This window comes from Streptomyces sp. NPDC039465 (genome assembly GCF_055639315.1).
This window is the reverse complement of record NZ_JBVKAP010000006.1, coordinates 155007-172151: the sequence shown is the minus strand read 5'-3', so window position 1 is coordinate 172151 and position 17145 is coordinate 155007. Positions and strand designations below refer to the sequence as shown.

The window sequence follows — 17145 nt, the reverse complement described above, 5'->3', positions numbered from 1 at the left end:
TCCCGTAGTTCCGCCTCACGCTCCCCGCCCCTCGGACGGCGGGAGCGGGAGGCGGAACAGCGCCCCGCCACCCGGGGCGTTCTCGGCCGTCAGGTCCGTGGCGTGGGCCCGGGCGATCTGGCGGGCCATGGCCAGGCCGAGGCCCGAGCCGGGCAGGGCGCGGGCCGACTCGGCGCGGTAGAAGCGGTCGAAGACGTACGGCAGGTCCTCGGGGGCGATCCCCGGGCCGTGGTCCCGTACCGTCAGCGCCTGCGTCGTCAGCTCGACCTCCACCGGCCCGCCCGGCGGGCTGAACTTGGCGGCGTTGTCGAGCAGATTGGTCAGCAGCCGCGACAGTCTGGCCGGCACGCCCGGCATCGTCAGCTCCGCCGCCTCCTCCTCCACCTGGATCCGGAACTCCACCCCCGGCCAGTGCGCCCGGGCGGACGTCACCGCGTACGCGAGCAGCGCCGCCGGCCGTACGTCCTCCACCAGCGGCTGCGGCTCCTCGTCCCGCGCCAGTTCGATCAGGTCGTTGACCAGGCCCGTCACCTCCCGCAGCTGACGGCCGAGGGCCGCCGAGGCCCGCTCGCGCCGTGCCGGGTCGAGCCGGTCCGCCCGGGCCAGCAGCTCCGCGTTGGTCCGCAGCGCCGTCAGCGGGGTACGCAGCTCGTGCGAGGCGTCCGCCACCAGCCGCCGCTGCGCGGCCACCGACTGCTCCAGCTCACCCAGCATCGAGTTGAACGTCGCGGCCAGCCGGGTCACCTCGTCCTCCCGGCCCGGTGGACCCGGCGGCAGCTCGATGCGGTGGCGCGGGTCCCGGGTCGCGGCGATCCGCTCGGCCGTCGCGGTCAGCCGGGCCACCGGCGCGAGCCCCGTCCGGGAGACCGCGTAGCCGAGCGCGCCGGCGAGCAGCACCCCGGCGCCGCCCACCAGCGCGAGCAGCCCCGCCGCCTGTCGTACGCCCTGCTCGACCGTGTCCGCCCGCAGCGCGACCTGGAGCGCCTTCCCCTTGCCGAACGGCGTGGTCAGCATCCGGCCGGGCCGGCCGTCCAGGGTGATGTTGCGGTGGTACGGGGCCCGCTGCCCGGCCGCCACCTCTCGCACCGGCTCCGATACCGGCAGCAGATACGGCTTCGCCGGGTCGGCTGCCGGATCCGCGGGGACGATCTGGGCGCAGGCGGGGGCGGAGAGGAACCGGCACTCCCCGGCGAGGACGCCGGGCGCCGCGCCTCGGTTCTGCTGGGTGGCCAGGGTCGCGGACTGGGTGAGGTTCAGATTGAGCTGGTGGTACAGCTCGTAGCGGATCACGATGAACGCCGCCGCGCACACCCCCACCGCGACCAGCGCGACGGCCGCCGACGCGGCGACGGCGAGCCGGGTGCGCAGTGGCTGGTACCGCCGCCACCTGGCGCCCAGCCGGCGCCGGGCGCTCACGACTCGTCCAGCCGGTAGCCGACGCCGTGCACGGTGTGGACCAGCCTCGGTTCGCCGCCCGCCTCCAGCTTGCGGCGAAGGTAGCTGACGTACACGGCCAGGGAGTTGGAGTCCGGGCCGAAGTCCTGGCCCCACACCCGCTCCAGGATCAGCTCCCGGGGCAGCACCTGGCGGGGGTGGCGCAGCAGCAGATCGAGCAGGGCGAATTCGGTACGGCTGAACTCCAGCGGGCGTCCGCGCCGGCTGCCGGTCCTCGTCTCGGGATCCACCACCAGGTCCGCGAATCCGAGCGCGGCCGGCTCGTGCGGGCCGGGCGCCGTGCGGCGCAGCAGCGCCCGCAGCCGCGCGGTCAGCTCGTCGAGCGCGAACGGCTTCACCAGATAGTCGTCCGCGCCGGCGTCCAGGCCGTCGACGCGCTCGCTCACCGAATCCAGCGCGGTCAGCACGATCACCGGTGTGCGGTCCTCGAGGGCGCGCAGCCGGCGGCAGACGGCGAGTCCGTCCAGTACGGGCATCATCACGTCGAGGACGATCGCGTCCGGCTGCCAGTCGGCCACCGCGGAGAGCGCCGCCAGCCCGTCGGCGGCGCCGCGCACCTCGTACCCCTCCACCGTCAGGCCGTCCTCCAGGGCGGCCCGGACCTCCGGCTCGTCGTCGACCACCAGGATCTTTGCTGCGCTCATGGGTTCAGCCTGCCAAAGCGGCTTCTTAGAACCCTCTTAGACCGGCCCGGGACCGTGCCGTGCCATGCGCACTCCACTGTCAGTCGTGATCGGGGCGGGGGGCACGGGTGGCCACATCTATCCCGGGCTCGCCCTCGCCGACGCCCTGCGCCGGGCCGCGCCCGGTGCCGTCATCTCCTTCGTCGGGACCCGCCGTGGCCTGGAGACCGAGCTGATACCGGCCGCCGGGTACCCCCTGCACACCGTCGACATGATCCCCTTCGACCCGGCGCTCGGCGCCCGGCGCTATCTCCTGCCCGCCGCCCTGCTGAAGTCAGCCGCCCAGTGCCGGACCGTCCTGCGCGACCAAGGCGCGCAGGTGGCGGTCGGTATGGGCGGCTATCCCAGCGCGCCGGTCGTCCTCGGTGCCCGGATGGCCGGCCTGCCCTGTCTGATCCACGAGTCCAACGCCGTACCGGGGCGGGCCAACCAGTTCGCCGCCCGCCTCACCTCGCACATCGCCGTCGCCTTCGACACCGGCCATCTGCCGGGCGCCGTCACCACCGGTATGCCGATCGCCGCCTCCCTGGCCGCGCTCGACCGGGTGGCGCTGCGCCCGGCCGCCCGGCGGGAGCTGCGCGTCCCCGACGGGGCGCGGCTCGTGCTGTTCAACGGCGGCAGCCTGGGCGCCGCCCGGCTCACCGAGGCGGCGCTCGGACTCGCCGAGCGCTGGCGCCACCGGCGCGACGTCCATCTGCTCGTCAAGACCGGACCGGCCGCCCTGGAGGCGACGCGGCGCGCACTCGACGGCAACCCGGTCGCCCGCGCGGTCCGCTACCTGGACCGGATGGATCTGGCCTACGCCGCCGCCGACCTGGTGGTCTGCCGGGCCGGTTCGGCGACCGTCGCCGAGCTGGCGACCACCGGCGTCCCCGCTGTCCTGGTGCCGTACCCGCACGCACCCGGCGACCACCAGACCCACAACGCCCGGGTCCTCACCGACGCCGGGGCGGGCCTGCTCCTCGCCGACGCCGACACCACCGCGGACCGCCTCGCCGCGCTCGTCGAGCCGCTGCTCGCCGACCCGGCCCGGCTCGCGGCGATGAGCGGCGCCGCCACACCCGGCCCGCACGCCCGCGCCGCCGACCTGCTCGCCGAGCGGGTCCTCGCTCTCGCTTCCCGTACGACCAAGGAGTACGCACGATGAACACGAACGACACGATGGACTGGAACGGCCGTACCGTCCTCGTCACCGGAGCGGAGGGCTTCATCGGCTCGACGCTGGTGGACCTGCTCGTCGAACGGGGGGCCCGCGTCCGAGCGTTCGTCCACTACAAGCCGTACGGCGACAAGGGCAATCTGGCGCACCGCAGGGACGACGTGGAGCTGATCGCCGGTGACGTGCGCGACCCGGGACGGGTGACGGACGCCGTCGCCGGCTGCGACACGGTCTTCCACCTGGCTGCCCTGATCGGCATCCCGTACAGCTACGACTCGCCCGGCGCGTATGTGCAGACCAATGTCGTCGGTACGGAGAACATCGCCGAGGCCTGCCGCCGCCAGCAGGTGCGCCGCCTCGTCCACACCTCCACCAGCGAGGTGTACGGCACGGCCCGCACCGCCCCGATCAGCGAGGACCACCCGCTTCAGCCGCAGTCGCCGTACTCCGCCTCGAAGATCGGCGCCGACATGATGGCGCTGTCCCACTGGCACGCCTTCGAGCTGCCGGTGACGGTGGTGCGCCCCTTCAACACCTACGGCCCGCGCCAGTCGGCCCGTGCGGTGATCCCCACGATCCTGGCCCAACTGCACGCCGGCGCCCGGCAGATCAAGCTCGGCTCGCTGACCCCGACGCGCGACTTCACCTATGTCACCGACACCGCGCGGGGGTTCCTCGCGATGGCGGAGTGCGACCGGGCGCTCGGTCAGGTCGTCAACCTCGGTTCGGGGCAGGAGATCTCCGTCGGTGAGCTGGCGCGCAAGCTGATCGAGGCCTCGGGCCGGGACGCCGAGGTCGTGGTCGACCCGGCCCGGCTGCGGCCGGCCGGCAGCGAGGTGGAGCGGCTGCTGTCGGACAACGGCCGGGCGCGCGCCTGGGCCGGCTGGCGGCCGGAGGTTCCGTTGGAGGAGGGGCTGAAGCGCACCTCGGAGTGGATCGCGGAGCACCTCCACCTTTTCGCGGCCGACCGCTACCAGGTCTGAGCGACCGCGACCGGGTCCGGGCGACCGCGACCGGCCCGGAGCGCCGCCGGATTCGCACCGGGTCGGAGCGCCTGCCCCCGGCCCGGAGCGCCGACAGGTCGGGCGCCCGTCGCGGCCGTCATGAGGCGGCCGCGGCCGCGCCGAGGCCGCCGATGAGCAGCGCCGTGAAGCGCTGGACCCAGGCCTCGTCCACCGGCTCGGCGCTCACCAGCGCCCGGTGCACCACCGCGCCCGCGATCACGTCGAAGATCAGGTCGTCGGTGGCGTCCGTGACGAGCGGGTCGCGGTCGGCGGGGAGTTCGCCGCGGGCCTGGGCGCGCTGGCGGCCCTCCAGGACGAGCCGCTTCTGCCGGTCCACGATCGAGAGCCGGATCCGCTCGCGCAGCGGCTGGTCGCGGGTGGACTCCGCGACCACCGCCATCAGGGCCGTGCGGGTCTCCGGCCGCTCAAGCAGTGCCGCGAACTGCAGGACGACATGCTCGATGTCGGCCTGGAGGCTGCCGAGGTCGGGCAGTTCGAGCTCGTCGAAGAGCACGGCGACGGCGTCCACGACGAGTTCGTTCTTGCCGGCCCAGCGCCGGTAGAGGGTGGTCTTGGCGACCTTGGCGCGGCTGGCCACGTCGCCCATCGTCAGCTTCGACCAGCCCAGCTCGACCAGGGCCGCCCTGGTCGCCTCCAGGATCGCGGCGTCCGCCTCAAGGGAGCGGGGGCGTCCGGTACGGCTGCGGGACGTGGTGCGGCTACACATGACGGTTGACCATACCGGCGAGTAGGTAACGCGCCAGGGGGTCGGCGCTGTGAGCCAGTTCACCCCTTCGAGTCCGGACGGCCGGCGGGCGATCCAGTTACGCTACGACCCGTAGCGAAAGGCCTGAGCGGCCTGAGCGACAACCACTGGCGCCAGGTGGGGACCCGGCGCCGACCATGAGGTGGCAAGAGGCTTACCGGTTACGCGCGCGGAAGGGGGAGGATGTACGTATGCAGCCTAGGAACATGTCCATGAGCGGCGTCGTCGACCTCGCCGCGGTGAAGGCGGCCGGAGAGGCCAAGGCCAAGGCGGAGGAGGCCCGCGCCGAGGCCGCCCGGCGGGGTGGCACCGCGGCCGTCGCGCCCTCCGCGCTGGTGATCGATGTCGACGAGGCCGGCTTCGAGCGTGACGTCCTGCAGCGCTCCACCGAAGTGCCGGTCGTCATCGACTTCTGGGCCGAGTGGTGCGAGCCCTGCAAGCAGCTCGGCCCGCTCCTCGAGCGGCTCGCCACTGAATACAACGGCCGGTTCGTGCTCGCCAAGGTCGATGTCGACGCGAATCAGATGCTGATGCAGCAGTTCGGGATCCAGGGGATCCCGGCCGTCTTCGCGGTCGTCGCCGGTCAGGCGCTGCCGCTCTTCCAGGGCGCCGCCCCGGAGGCCCAGATCCGGGCCACCCTCGACCAGCTCATCCAGGTCGGCGAGGAGCGCTTCGGCCTCACCGGCATCACGGTCGACCAGAACGCCGACCCGTCCGCCCCGGCCCCCGCGCCCGTGGGCCCGTACGACGCACTGCTCGAAGCGGCCGTCCAGGCGCTGGACGCCGGTGACCTCGGCGGCGCGGTCCAGGCGTACAAGAACGTGCTGGCCGACGACCCCGGCAACACGGAGGCCAAGCTCGGCCTCGCCCAGGCCGAACTGCTCCGCCGGGTGCAGGACATGGACCCGCAGCAGGTCCGCAAGAACGCGGCCGACAACCCGGCCGACGTCCCCGCGCAGATCGCCGCGGCCGACCTGGATCTGGTCGGCGGGCATGTCGAGGACGCCTTTGGGCGGATGGTGGAGGCGGTGCGGCGCACGGCCGGCGAGGACCGGGAAACGGCACGGCTGAGGCTGCTCGAACTCTTCGAGGTCATCGGCCCGGACGACCCCCGGGTGACCGCGGCGCGGCAGGCGCTGGCACGGGTTCTCTTCTGAGCCCGGACCTGAGCCCCTGACCCACCCCTGACGCCGCCGATTTGGCGACACAGCGACATGACGCGGCCGCGTTTTGCCAAAACTTGGCAAACGCGGCCGCTGTTACTCGCAGTAAATCGGCCGATTGTTTCTGTCCGGGTATTTCCGGCCATCTCCTTTTAAGTCACACCCACTGGCGGCACCCTGTGTGGCCGCTCGACATCGCCCCGTCGTGGCGTGGTTATCCACCCGTTACTAGTGAGTAACGAACCCCCTTGTGCCCCGGCCGGGAATGGACCACGATCGGCGACGCTCGGTCCGATACCGCACCAGCCCGGCAACCGGCGGGATGAGCGGCGAGGGTCCCCACCGAGCCGGCCGGCGGCAATGACGCCGGCCGTGGACAGGGGGGTTCCTGCTGACCGGCAGGGCCTGTCCATGCAGGTCGCGCGAAGGCGTGATCAGTGGTTGTCGCTCGGGGGTGATCGCCGGTGATTCGGACGCACCTCGCGCCTGGAGTACGGCGCTCTCCTTCCCGAGGACGTAGCACTTCTCCCATCCCAGGACGGGCCCTGGGCCCATCCGGAGATGTACGTCCGAGAAGGAGGAATTCTCATGAAGTCCCAGGTTCGTGGCGGGACCAGATGGAAGCGCTTCGCGCTTGTCATGGTGCCGAGCGTGGCCGCGACGGCCGCGATAGGCGTCGGCCTGGCGCAGGGCGCCCTGGCCGCGTCGTTCAGCATCTCCGGCCAGGAGTTCAAGGTTAAGGCGAAGTCCCTGGAGGGTCAGGACTTCGTCCAGTACGGCAGCTATGTCGGTGGCAAGGACCTCAAGGGCAAGACCTTCCACGAGCCCGTGGCCGTGTCGGGCTTCAGCGAAGCCTGGATCACCGACATGTGCCAGTCCGTCGTGACGCCGGACGTGCCCTTCATCGGCAACGTCAGCCTTGAGCTGCGCGCCGGTACGGGCAAGGAGAAGGTCTACGCGAAGGACATCTACCTCGATGTCTCCTCGCTGAAGGCCGACGCCGAGTTCGAGAAGATCGACATCGGCGTCGCCGCCGGTGCCCTGAAGAACCCGGGCATCCAGCCCAACACCGAGGACAAGGTCAACCCCTTCGGCTTCTCGCAGCGCGCCAAGGGCGCGAAGCTGTCGAACGTCGAGCAGAAGGCCTGGGCGACCACGGCCGGCACGTTCAAGCTGCCGGACCTGAGCCTCAAGCTGCACAAGGGCACCAAGGAGTGCTTCACCGAGTAGTACGCACCGGGCGGGTGGGGCCGTGAAGACCGCTGCCCCGCCCGCCGGGTCGAATGACTACATTCACCACCTTTTCTCAGCAACACCGCTTCCAGGGAGCTGTTTTCCATGAGCGCCGAGTCCACTGGTTCCCGCGGATTCACCTACTGGCGGCTGCGTTTCCGTACCTGGCGGGGCAACCGCCCGTTCTGGGCGGGGCTGCTCACCATGCTCGGCGGCGTACCCATCGCCTATCTGCCGTACGCCGACATGCGACTCGGCAACATGACGATCGCGATGTCCACGACCGCGGGCGCCGGATCGCTGATCATCGGCGTCCTGCTCGTCACGCTCGGTCTGACGATGTGGTTCCAGGCCGCCGTCCGGGTCTTCGCGGGTGTCGCCGCGATCGTCCTGGCGCTGGTCTCGATCCCGGTCGCCAACATCGGCGGGTTCGTCATCGGCTTCCTGCTGGCGCTGATCGGCGGCGGGCTCTCCGCGGCCTGGGCGCCCGGGGTCGAGCCGGAGCAGACCGCGGCGGCCTCCGTACCGGAGCAGCGCACCGGCGAGGAGCCGTACGCCGTCGCCACCGCGGGCCCGGCCGAGACCGCGAACGAGAACGTCCCCGAAACGACGATCGACGCCAACGGCGGGAGGAACAGTGCGGGGTGACGAGATACAGCCGGCGGCTGGGGGCGACGCTGCTGAGGTGAGAAGAGGGCCGCGCCACGCGGCTCCGCGCAAGTCGCTGCTGACCAAGATCCAGGGGCCGGCCGGCAAGGCGATGGCCCTGGCGGCGATGCCGACCGCCGTCTTCGTGGGCCTCGGCCTGACCCCCAAGCTCGCGCTCGCGGACGAGAAGGACATCCCCTTCGCCCCCGGTCCCTGTGTGACCCGCTCCGACGAGCCGGTGGAGCCCGAGCCGTCCAAGAGCCCGGAGAAGAAGGGCGAGTCCGCGAAGCCGACGGCCGCGCCGAGCGCGAGCGAGTCGGCGGGGCAGGGCGACGACGGCAAGGGCGGGGAGCCCACGCCGTCCACGAGCCCCTCCGCGAGCCCGTCCGCGAGTCCGAGTTCCTCGCCCGAGGCCGGCGAGCCGAACGCGGGTACCCCGGACAAGGCCCCGGACGCGAGCCCCACACCGACGAAGACGGTCAACCCGCTGGACCCGCTGGGTGTCGGCGACAAGATCAAGGACCTCTTCGACGGCCCCGACAAGCCGTCGCCCACGCCCACACCCACCGCGACGACGGCCTCGCCGACCGCGAAGCCGAAGCCGAGCGTGACCCCGACCGCCCCGGTCCCCTCCGCCAAGCCGCCCACCGGCCCGTCCGCCCCCGTCGACCGGACGAAGGAAGCGATCAAGGAGGCCGCCGAGAAGGCCGGCGCCACGGTCGAGGAACTGCCGGAGAGCGCCAAGGGCCTCGACCCGAAGAAGGACGAGGACATCCCCGAGGGCGCCAAGGGCGAGAAGCCCCGCTTCCCGTGCCCGACGCCGGACCCCGAGGCGCTCGCGAACGCGAAGCTGGAGCCCGGTATCCCGCTGCTGCCGGACGAGCCCTGGCGGCTGGAGAGCACCAAGCTCACGCTGAAGGGTCTCGACTACCACGGCATCGTCGAGGTGAAGACCGGCAGCGGCAAGATCAAGAAGGTGCTCAAGTTCACCGCGGACGAGGTCGACATCAAGGACCTGCACCAGCTGACGGTCCACTCGGAGGGCCTGACCGGTCACGTCCGCTCCGACCGCGGCAAGACGTCCACGATCACGGGCGGCACGGTGACGATGTACACCGAGGAGCTGAAGGGCAACCTCTTCGGCATCATCCCGATCACCTTCAGCCCTGAGACCCCGCCCCCGCTGAACGTTCCGTACGCCATGTTCACCAACGTGAAGGTGGTGCAGGCGGGCCAGTTCGGCGGCACGCTCAAGGTGCCCGGCCTGCGCAACACCATCGAAGGCGGCTGACGACCGCACCGCACCGCCGGACGTACGACTTTCTCCGGGAGCCGCAGCACGACTGTGGGCCGCACCCCGATCGGGGTGCGGCCCACAGTCGTACGCGCGATCAGGCCTGGGGAGCCGGGGCGGCGCCGCCCAGGTGGTGGACCCGGACCATGTTGGTGGTGCCGGGCACGCCGGGGGGCGAACCCGCCGTGATGATCATGGTGTCGCCCTCGTTGTAGCGCTGGAGCTTGAGCAGCGCCGCGTCGACCAGGTCGACCATGGCGTCCGTGGTCTCCACGAACGGCGCGAGGAAGGACTCCACGCCCCAGCTCAGGGTGAGCTGGTTGCGGGTCGACTCGTCGGTGGTGAAGGCGAGGATCGGCTGGGTCGCGCGGTAGCGCGAGAGCCGCCGGGCGGTGTCGCCGGACTTGGTGAAGGCGACCAGCGCCTTGCCGTCCAGGAAGTCCGCGATCTCGCAGGCCGCGCGGGCCACCGAACCGCCCTGCGTCCGCGGCTTCTTGCCGGGCACGAGCGGCTGCAGGCCCTTGGAGAGCAGCTCCTCCTCGGCCGCGACGACGATCTTCGACATCGTCTTCACGGTCTCGATCGGGTACGCGCCGACGGAGGACTCCGCCGACAGCATGACCGCGTCCGCCCCGTCCAGGATCGCGTTGGCCACGTCGGAGGCCTCGGCGCGGGTCGGGCGGGAGTTGGTGATCATCGACTCCATCATCTGGGTCGCGACGATCACCGGCTTGGCGTTGCGCCGGCACATCTCCACCAGGCGCTTCTGCACCATGGGGACCTTCTCGAGCGGGTACTCGACGGCCAGGTCACCACGGGCCACCATGACCGCGTCGAACGCGGCGACCACGTCCGCCATGTTGGCGACCGCCTGCGGCTTCTCCACCTTGGCGATGACGGGGACCCGGCGGCCCTCCTCGTCCATCACCTTGTGGACGTCCTTGACGTCGTTGGCGTCCCGGACGAAGGAGAGTGCGACCATGTCGCAGCCCATCCGCAGGGCGAAGCGGAGGTCCTCGACGTCCTTCTCGGACAGGGCCGGGACGTTGACCGCCGCGCCGGGCAGGTTGATGCCCTTGTGGTCGGAGATGACACCGCCCTCGACGACGATCGTCTTGACCCGCGGGCCCTCGACCTCGACGACCCGCAGCTCGACGTTGCCGTCGTTGATCAGGACCTGGTCGCCCTTGGAGACGTCGCCCGGCAGGCCCTTGTAGGTCGTGCCGCAGATCGACTTGTCCCCGGGGACGTCTTCGGTGGTGATGGTGAACTCGTCACCGCGGACCAGCTCCACCGGCCCCTCGGCGAAGGTCTCCAGACGGATCTTGGGACCCTGGAGGTCGGCGAGGACGCCGACGGCACGGCCGGTGTCCTCCACCGCCCGGCGGAGACGGTCGTACCGCTCCTGGTGCTCTGCCTGGGTTCCGTGGCTCATGTTGAAACGGGCCACGTTCATGCCGGCCTCGATGAGCGCTTTCAGCTGCTCGTAGGAGTCGACGGCGGGGCCCAACGTACAGACGATTTTGGAACGGCGCATGAGGCGGATCCTATCGGTTTGTTTCTACGCGGAATATTCCGTCTGGTGGAATGTACAAATGGGCGGGGCGGTGCTCAGGCGAGGCCGTCGCCGGCGTCCTTTCCGGGGCCGGCCGCCACGAGCGCGAAGGTCTGGTTCGCGATCTCCAGCTCCTCGTCGGTCGGTACGACCGCCACCGCCACCCGCGCGTACTCCGGCGAGATCAGCCGCGGCTCGTCGGACCGTACGGCATTGAGTCCACTGTCCACCGCCAGGCCCAGCTCCTCCAGACCCGCGAGGGCAGCTTCCCGCACCGGGGCCGCGTTCTCACCGACACCCGCCGTGAACGCCACCGCGTCCACCCGCCCGAGCACCGCGTAGTACGCGCCGATGTACTTCTTCAGCCGGTGGACGTAGATGTCGAAGGCGAGCCGCGCCCGCTCGTCCCCCTCGTCGATCCGGCGGCGGATCTCCCGCATGTCGTTGTCGCCGCACAGCCCGACCAGACCGCTCTTCTTGTTCAGCAGCACGTCGATCTCGTCGGTGCTCATCCCGGCGACCCGCTGGAGATGGAAGGTCACCGCCGGGTCGATGTCCCCGGAGCGGGTGCCCATGACCAGGCCCTCCAGGGGCGTGAGCCCCATCGAGGTGTCCACGCACCGCCCGCCCCGCACGGCCGACGCGGAGGCGCCGTTGCCCAGGTGCAGCACGATCACGTTGACGTCCTCGGGCGCCTTGCCGAGCAGCGCGGCCGTCGCCCGCGAGACATAGGCGTGCGAGGTGCCGTGGAAGCCGTAGCGGCGGATGCGGTGCGCGTCCGCGGTCTCCACGTCGATCGCGTACCGCGCGGCGTGCTCCGGCATCGTCGTGTGGAACGCCGTGTCGAAGACCGCGACCTGCGGCAGGTCCGGGCGCAGGGCCTGGGCGGTACGGATCCCGGTGATGTTCGCCGGGTTGTGCAGCGGGGCGACCGGCACCAGGCGCTCGATCTCCGCGAGCACCTCGTCCGTGATCACCGTCGGCGCGGTGAACCGCAGCCCGCCGTGCACCACCCGGTGCCCGATCGCGGCCAGTTCGGGGGAGTCCAGGCCGAGCCCGTCCGCCGACAGCTCCTCGGCGACCGCCTTCAACGCCGCCGCGTGGTCGGCGATCGGCGCGTTCCTCTCCCGCTTCGCGGCCCCTCCGCTCTGGAGCGGGGTGTGCACGAGCCGGGAGGTCTCCTCGCCGATGCGCTCCACCAGACCGACGGCGAGCCGCGAGCTGTCCGCCATGTCGAGCAGCTGGTACTTCACCGACGAGGAGCCGGAGTTGAGGACGAGGACACGCGTGGAGGTCATGCCGGGTGCTCCTGACCCTGGGACTGGATGGCGGTGATGGCGACGGTGTTCACGATGTCGCTGACGAGCGCGCCGCGCGACAGGTCGTTGACCGGCTTGCGCAGGCCCTGGAGGACCGGGCCGACCGCGACCGCGCCGGCCGAGCGCTGCACGGCCTTGTAGGTGTTGTTGCCGGTGTTGAGGTCCGGGAAGATCAGCACGGTCGCCTGCCCGGCCACCTCGGACTCCGGCAGCTTCGTCGCGGCGACGGACGGCTCGACGGCCGCGTCGTACTGGATCGGCCCCTCGATCTTGAGGTCTGGGCGGGCCGCGCGCACCAGCTTGGTCGCCTCGCGCACCTTGTCGACGTCCGCGCCGGAGCCGGAGGTGCCAGTGGAGTAGGAGAGCATCGCGATCCGCGGCTCGACGCCGAAGCGGGCCGCGGTGACGGCGGACTGGATGGCGATGTCCGCGAGCTGCTCGGCGTTCGGGTCCGGATTGACCGCGCAGTCGCCGTAGACGAGAACCCGGTCGGCCAGGCACATGAAGAAGACGGACGAGACGATCGAGGCCTCCGGCTTGGTCTTGATGATCTCGAAGGCGGGGCGGATGGTGGCTGCGGTGGAGTGGACGGATCCGGAGACCATGCCGTCGGCCAGGCCCTCCTGGACCATCAGGGTGCCGAAGTAGTTGACGTCCGAGACGACGTCGTACGCCAGCTCCACGGACACGCCCTTGTGGGCGCGCAACTCGGCGTAGCGCTCGGCGAACTCCTGGCGCAGCTCGGAGGTCTGCGGGTCGACGATCCGGCTCTCGCCGAGGTCGACGCCGAGGTCGGCGGCCTTCTTGCGGATGACCTCGACGTCGCCGAGCAGGGTCAGGTCGCACACCCCGCGGCGGACCAGCACGTCGGCGGCGCGCAGCACCCGCTCCTCGCTGCCCTCGGGCAGGACCACCCGGCGGCGGTCGGCACGCGCCTGCTCCAGCAGCTCGTGCTCGAACATCATCGGGGTGACCCGGCCGCTGCGGGCCACCGAGATGCGCCTGAGCAGATCGGCGGTGTCCACATGACGCTCGAAAAGACCGAGCGCGGTCTCCGCCTTACGGGGCGTGGCGGCGTTCAACTTTCCTTCGAGGCCGAAGAGTTCGGCGGCGGTCGGAAAGCTGTTGCCGGCCACGGAGATGACCGGCGTGCCGGGGGCGAGCCGGGCGGCGAGGGTGAGGATCTCCTCGCTCGGCCGCTCGTTGAGGGTGAGCAGCACACCGGCGATGGGCGGGGTGCCGGCCGAATGCGCGGCCAGCGCGCCGACCACCAGGTCGGCGCGGTCGCCGGGGGTGACGACCATGCAGCCCGGTGTCAGGGCGCCGAGGAAGTTCGGCAGCATGGCGCCGCCGAAGACGAAGTCGAGGGCGTCGCGGGCGAGCCCGGAGTCGTCGCCGAGCAGCACCGTGCCGCCGAGCGCGTGGGTGATCTGGGCGACGGTCGGCGCGGCCAGCGCGGGCTCGTCGGGCAGGACGTAACAGGGGACGGGCAGCCGGGCGCCGAGCCGCTCCGCTATGGCCTCACGGTCCTCGGCCGCGACCCGGTTCACCACCATCGCGAGGACGTCGCAGCCGAGGCCGTCGTAGGCCCGGAAGGCGTTGCGCGCCTCGGCCCGTATGGCATCGGCGGGCTGGCCCTTGCCGCCGACCACCGGGATCACCGAGGCGCCGAACTCGTTGGCGAGCCGGGCGTTGATCGCGAGCTCGTCGGGGAGCTGGGTGGCGGCGAAGTCGGTGCCGAGGACGAGGACCACCTCGTACTCCCGCGCGACCTGATGGAAGCGGTCGACGAGCCGGGAGACCAGCTCGTCGGTGCCCTTCTCGGCCTGGAGGGCGGACGCCTCGTGGTAGTCCATGCCGTAGACCGTGGCCGCGTCCTGGGAGAGCCGGTAGCGGGCCCGCAGCAGGTCGAAGAGCCGGTCCGGACCGTCGTGCACCAGCGGACGGAACACCCCCACCCGGTCCACCTGGCGGGTCAGGAGTTCCATGACTCCCAGCTCCACGACCTGGCGGCCGTCTCCGCGGTCGATCCCGGTCACGTACACGCTGCGCGTCACGCCGTCGTCTCCTGTCAAGCGAGTGCGGTGAGAAAACCTCGATAGGGTGGGAATGCCCTCTTGACAATACCTCTGCGCGTGGTTAGGGCGCCCGCCGGACTCTGGCCTGGGGGAACGGCACGAAAGGCCCGGTGAGGCGGGTGCGCGGAGTAGCCGGAAGCGCGTGGGCCCGGCCTCCCATGGGAGAATCGGAAAAGCTCACACGTACCACTACCGAGCAGGAGACAGAGCACGATGCGCATCGGAGTTCTCACCGCAGGCGGCGACTGCCCCGGCCTGAACGCAGTGATCCGGTCGGTCGTGCATCGCGCTCTGACCGGTTACGGCGATGAAGTCATCGGCTTCGAGGACGGATTCAAGGGCCTGCTCGACGGGCACTACCGGCCCCTCGACCTCAACGCGGTCAGCGGCATCCTCGCCCGCGGCGGCACCATCCTCGGCTCGGCCCGTCTTGAGCGCGCGCGGCTGCGCGAAGCTGCCGAGAACTGCGCGGAGTTGCAGAAGCGGTACGGCATCGACGCGCTCATCCCGATCGGCGGCGAAGGCACCCTGACCGCCGCCCGGATGCTCTCGGACGCCGGTATGCCCGTCGTCGGCGTGCCGAAGACCATCGACAACGACATCTCCTCGACCGACCGCACCTTCGGCTTCGACACCGCCGTCACGGTCGCCACCGAGGCCATCGACCGGCTGAAGACGACCGCCGAGTCCCACCAGCGGGTCATGGTGGTCGAGGTGATGGGCCGGCACGCCGGCTGGATCGCCCTGGAGTCCGGGATGGCCGGCGGCGCCCACGGCATCTGCCTGCCCGAGCGCCCCTTCCAGGTCGACGACCTGGTGAAGATGGTCGAGGAACGCTTCGCCCGCGGCAAGAAGTTCGCGGTCGTCTGCGTCGCCGAGGGCGCCCACCCGGCCGAGGGCTCGATGGAGTACCAGAAGGGCGAGATCGACCAGTACGGCCACGAGCGCTTCCAGGGCATCGGCAACCGCCTCGCCGTCGAACTGGAGCGGCGCCTGGGCAAGGAGGCCCGGCCGGTCATCCTCGGGCATGTGCAGCGCGGCGGCACCCCGACCGCCTACGACCGGGTGCTCGCCACCCGCTTCGGCTGGCACGCGGTCGAGGCCGCGCACCGCGGCGACTTCGGCCGGATGACGGCCCTGCGCGGCACGGACGTGACCATGGTCCCGCTCGCCGAGGCCGTCACCCAGCTGAAGACCGTCCCCGAGAACCGGATGTTCGAGGCCGAGTCCGTCTTCTGACGCACGCGCCCGGCAGACCCCACCGGCCCCCGGCGACCCCGGGCCGTCCGGGCCGTGTCCGGGCCGTGTCCGGCCCTGTCCGGGACGGACTGCCCCTGACGCACGTACCGAAGGCCCCGATCGCCCCCCGTGGGCGACCAGGGCCGTTCGCTTCCCCCGGGCAATCCGGCCCCCACCGGAATTGCCTCATTCCACTCTTGAGCCGGACCGCGGGATCAACAAGGCTTACGCCTGTCCCGGACATGTCCCACCTCTGTCCGGGCCCGGTTGGCGGCCGTCAGGAGGGGGGAACGTGGCACCCGGGGGAGGGCGCGCATGACCGATGGGGAGAAGGCCCCGGATCCTCGCGAGGCACGGAGTCCGGCTGATTTCATCGCACAGCTGTCCGCGCTCAAGGAGTGGTCCGGGCTGACCTACCGGGAGCTGTCGGCGCGCGCCGAGGCCGTCGGTGACGTGCTGCCCCGCTCGACCGTGGCGAACATGCTGGCCCGTACGACCGTCCCGCGCGAGGAGCTGCTCACCGCGTTCGTCCGGGCCTGCGGCGCCGGGCCCGCCGCGCTCGAGAGCTGGCTGGCGGTCCGCAAGGAGCTGGTGGTACGGGGACGCTTCGAGACCCTGGAATCCGCCGAGGACGACGAGGGCGCCGGGGACCTCGGGGACGAGGGCGGCGAGGGCGGTGAGGGTGACGAGGGGCGCCGCGCCGGGGACGCGTGGCCGGAAGACGACCCCCGCGACACCGCCCCGCGCCCGGCCGCGCCGTCCCCGCCCAGGCGCTCCCGGATGCCCCGCCTTCTGGTCGCCGTGGTGGCCTTCACGGCACTGGTCGTCGCGGTGATCAGCGTCGTCGCGCTGGTACGGGACCGGGGCGGGGTGCCGCCCGACGGTGGCGCGGGAGGCGCAGGAGGCGGCGGGACGAAGCCGCTGGCGGCGCCCGCGCCTGGGCCCGTGAAGATACGGGCGCTCCACTCCGGGCTGTGCCTGAACGAGCGCCCCAAGAAGGACGACGGTCAGGTCTACCAGGTGGAGTGCGCGAACGCGACGGTCCCGCTGTACGAACTCGAACGGCTCGCCGGCGACAAGTGGAGGATCGTTTCGCTGCATCCGGACTTCGGACCCGGCTGTTCCGGGATCCCGGCGGAGGCCCGCCACGTGGGCGGCCCGCTGCAGGACGGGGTGTGCGGCAAGCGCGGCCCGGCGGAGGCGTTCCGGTTCGAGGCCTTCGGATCCCCGGCCGTCGGCTACCGGATGCGGCCCACGCACACCGACCTGTGTGTGGGGGTCGTGGGCGCCGGGCAGGCCCAGTGGACCCGGCTGGAGCTGGCGGAGTGCGCGGCCGACGGGGCGGGGCAGCTGTTCAGCTTCGACCCGAGGACGTGAGGGTGCGGGCAGCCGCAGCTGACACCGCCCGCGGGCCGGTCGGCTCCGTCGGCGCCTTGGCGCGAGGGTGCGGGCAGCCGCCGCGGACACCGCCCTCGGGCCGGTCGGCGGCGTCCTGTGCCCCGTGTCCCGGCCGCATCAGCCGGCGCCCGCAGGTCCGACCGCGGCAGCG

Annotated in this window: 14 protein-coding genes; 8 read left to right on the top strand and 6 right to left on the bottom strand. The window is 71.8% G+C overall.

The annotated features are described in order from the left end of the window. Nucleotides 1-15: 15 nt before the first annotated feature. Both ACZ7LT_RS21175 and ACZ7LT_RS21170 read right to left on the bottom strand, forming a co-directional pair. Nucleotides 16-1416, bottom strand: coding sequence for a sensor histidine kinase (locus tag ACZ7LT_RS21175; RefSeq protein ID WP_471237611.1), 1401 nt, complete (start codon nucleotides 1414-1416; stop codon nucleotides 16-18). Beyond that, nucleotides 1413-2099 (bottom strand): response regulator transcription factor, encoded by a 687-nt coding sequence (locus tag ACZ7LT_RS21170; protein ID WP_471237610.1) that lies wholly within the window; start codon nucleotides 2097-2099, stop codon nucleotides 1413-1415. Before ACZ7LT_RS21170 ends, ACZ7LT_RS21175 begins: the two co-directional genes overlap by 4 nt. 64 nt (nucleotides 2100-2163) lie before the next feature. Here ACZ7LT_RS21170 and ACZ7LT_RS21165 point away from each other — a divergent pair, with 64 nt between their 5' ends. Further along, the gene (locus tag ACZ7LT_RS21165; RefSeq protein WP_471237609.1) at nucleotides 2164-3285 is read left to right on the top strand and encodes a UDP-N-acetylglucosamine--N-acetylmuramyl-(pentapeptide) pyrophosphoryl-undecaprenol N-acetylglucosamine transferase; all 1122 of its coding nucleotides are present in this window, start codon (nucleotides 2164-2166) and stop codon (nucleotides 3283-3285) included. Then, nucleotides 3282-4280, top strand: coding sequence for a GDP-mannose 4,6-dehydratase (locus tag ACZ7LT_RS21160; RefSeq protein WP_471237608.1), 999 nt, complete (start codon nucleotides 3282-3284; stop codon nucleotides 4278-4280). The genes ACZ7LT_RS21165 and ACZ7LT_RS21160 overlap by 4 nt, the downstream gene beginning before the upstream one ends. Nucleotides 4281-4398: 118 nt before the next feature. Here ACZ7LT_RS21160 and ACZ7LT_RS21155 read toward each other — a convergent pair whose 3' ends face one another. Continuing rightward, nucleotides 4399-5028: a TetR/AcrR family transcriptional regulator gene (locus ACZ7LT_RS21155; protein WP_471237607.1), complete on the bottom strand. Its 630-nt coding sequence runs from the start codon at nucleotides 5026-5028 to the stop codon at nucleotides 4399-4401. A 230-nt stretch (nucleotides 5029-5258) separates the two neighbouring features. On the opposite strand from ACZ7LT_RS21155, the gene ACZ7LT_RS21150 reads away from it, so the two are divergent. The 4 genes from ACZ7LT_RS21150 (at nucleotide 5259) to ACZ7LT_RS21135 (ending at nucleotide 9402) form a co-directional block, all read left to right on the top strand. Continuing rightward, nucleotides 5259-6224 carry a tetratricopeptide repeat protein gene (locus ACZ7LT_RS21150; protein WP_471237606.1) on the top strand — a complete coding sequence of 322 codons (966 nt, stop codon included), beginning with the start codon at nucleotides 5259-5261 and terminating at the stop codon, nucleotides 6222-6224. A gap of 594 nt (nucleotides 6225-6818) precedes the next feature. Next, the gene (locus tag ACZ7LT_RS21145; RefSeq protein ID WP_471237605.1) at nucleotides 6819-7460 is read left to right on the top strand and encodes a DUF6230 family protein; all 642 of its coding nucleotides are present in this window, start codon (nucleotides 6819-6821) and stop codon (nucleotides 7458-7460) included. A gap of 108 nt (nucleotides 7461-7568) precedes the next feature. Further along, entirely contained in the window at nucleotides 7569-8111 is a 543-nt protein-coding gene (locus ACZ7LT_RS21140; protein ID WP_471237604.1) for a DUF6114 domain-containing protein, read from the top strand. Continuing rightward, on the top strand, nucleotides 8101-9402 hold the full coding sequence (locus ACZ7LT_RS21135; RefSeq protein ID WP_471237603.1) for a hypothetical protein: 1302 nt from the start codon (nucleotides 8101-8103) through the stop codon (nucleotides 9400-9402). The genes ACZ7LT_RS21140 and ACZ7LT_RS21135 overlap by 11 nt, the downstream gene beginning before the upstream one ends. A 100-nt stretch (nucleotides 9403-9502) precedes the next feature. On the opposite strand, the gene pyk is transcribed toward ACZ7LT_RS21135, so the two are convergent. The 3 genes from pyk to pta all read right to left on the bottom strand — a co-directional run bounded on the left by pyk (nucleotide 9503) and on the right by pta (nucleotide 14336). Beyond that, a complete protein-coding gene (gene pyk, locus ACZ7LT_RS21130; RefSeq protein ID WP_471237602.1) occupies nucleotides 9503-10942 on the bottom strand; it encodes a pyruvate kinase in 1440 nt (479 codons plus the stop codon). A 74-nt stretch (nucleotides 10943-11016) separates the two neighbouring features. Continuing rightward, nucleotides 11017-12258, bottom strand: coding sequence for an acetate kinase (locus ACZ7LT_RS21125; protein WP_471237601.1), 1242 nt, complete (start codon nucleotides 12256-12258; stop codon nucleotides 11017-11019). After that, complete coding sequence (gene pta / locus ACZ7LT_RS21120) at nucleotides 12255-14336, bottom strand: phosphate acetyltransferase (protein WP_471237600.1); 2082 nt, start codon at nucleotides 14334-14336, stop codon at nucleotides 12255-12257. The genes ACZ7LT_RS21125 and pta overlap by 4 nt, the downstream gene beginning before the upstream one ends. Nucleotides 14337-14570: 234 nt before the next feature. Here pta and ACZ7LT_RS21115 point away from each other — a divergent pair, with 234 nt between their 5' ends. Both ACZ7LT_RS21115 and ACZ7LT_RS21110 read left to right on the top strand, forming a co-directional pair. Then, the gene (locus ACZ7LT_RS21115; protein ID WP_471237599.1) at nucleotides 14571-15596 is read left to right on the top strand and encodes an ATP-dependent 6-phosphofructokinase; all 1026 of its coding nucleotides are present in this window, start codon (nucleotides 14571-14573) and stop codon (nucleotides 15594-15596) included. Between the two features lie 315 nt (nucleotides 15597-15911). Further along, complete coding sequence (locus tag ACZ7LT_RS21110) at nucleotides 15912-16973, top strand: RICIN domain-containing protein (RefSeq protein ID WP_471237598.1); 1062 nt, start codon at nucleotides 15912-15914, stop codon at nucleotides 16971-16973. The last annotated feature ends 172 nt before the right edge of the window (nucleotides 16974-17145 follow it).

What these genes read in the sequence shown, in the direction of transcription:
- ACZ7LT_RS21140 (WP_471237604.1), top strand. Translation starts at nt 7,569, where the DNA reads ATGAGCGCCGAGTCCACTGGTTCCCGCGGATTCACCTACTGGCGGCTG.
- ACZ7LT_RS21125 (WP_471237601.1), bottom strand. Translation starts at nt 12,258, where the DNA reads ATGACCTCCACGCGTGTCCTCGTCCTCAACTCCGGCTCCTCGTCGGTG.
- ACZ7LT_RS21150 (WP_471237606.1), top strand. Translation starts at nt 5,259, where the DNA reads ATGCAGCCTAGGAACATGTCCATGAGCGGCGTCGTCGACCTCGCCGCG.
- ACZ7LT_RS21160 (WP_471237608.1), top strand. Translation starts at nt 3,282, where the DNA reads ATGAACACGAACGACACGATGGACTGGAACGGCCGTACCGTCCTCGTC.
- ACZ7LT_RS21115 (WP_471237599.1), top strand. Translation starts at nt 14,571, where the DNA reads ATGCGCATCGGAGTTCTCACCGCAGGCGGCGACTGCCCCGGCCTGAAC.
- ACZ7LT_RS21165 (WP_471237609.1), top strand. Translation starts at nt 2,164, where the DNA reads ATGCGCACTCCACTGTCAGTCGTGATCGGGGCGGGGGGCACGGGTGGC.
- ACZ7LT_RS21170 (WP_471237610.1), bottom strand. Translation starts at nt 2,099, where the DNA reads ATGAGCGCAGCAAAGATCCTGGTGGTCGACGACGAGCCGGAGGTCCGG.
- pyk (WP_471237602.1), bottom strand. Translation starts at nt 10,942, where the DNA reads ATGCGCCGTTCCAAAATCGTCTGTACGTTGGGCCCCGCCGTCGACTCC.
- ACZ7LT_RS21155 (WP_471237607.1), bottom strand. Translation starts at nt 5,028, where the DNA reads ATGTGTAGCCGCACCACGTCCCGCAGCCGTACCGGACGCCCCCGCTCC.
- ACZ7LT_RS21110 (WP_471237598.1), top strand. Translation starts at nt 15,912, where the DNA reads ATGACCGATGGGGAGAAGGCCCCGGATCCTCGCGAGGCACGGAGTCCG.
- ACZ7LT_RS21145 (WP_471237605.1), top strand. Translation starts at nt 6,819, where the DNA reads ATGAAGTCCCAGGTTCGTGGCGGGACCAGATGGAAGCGCTTCGCGCTT.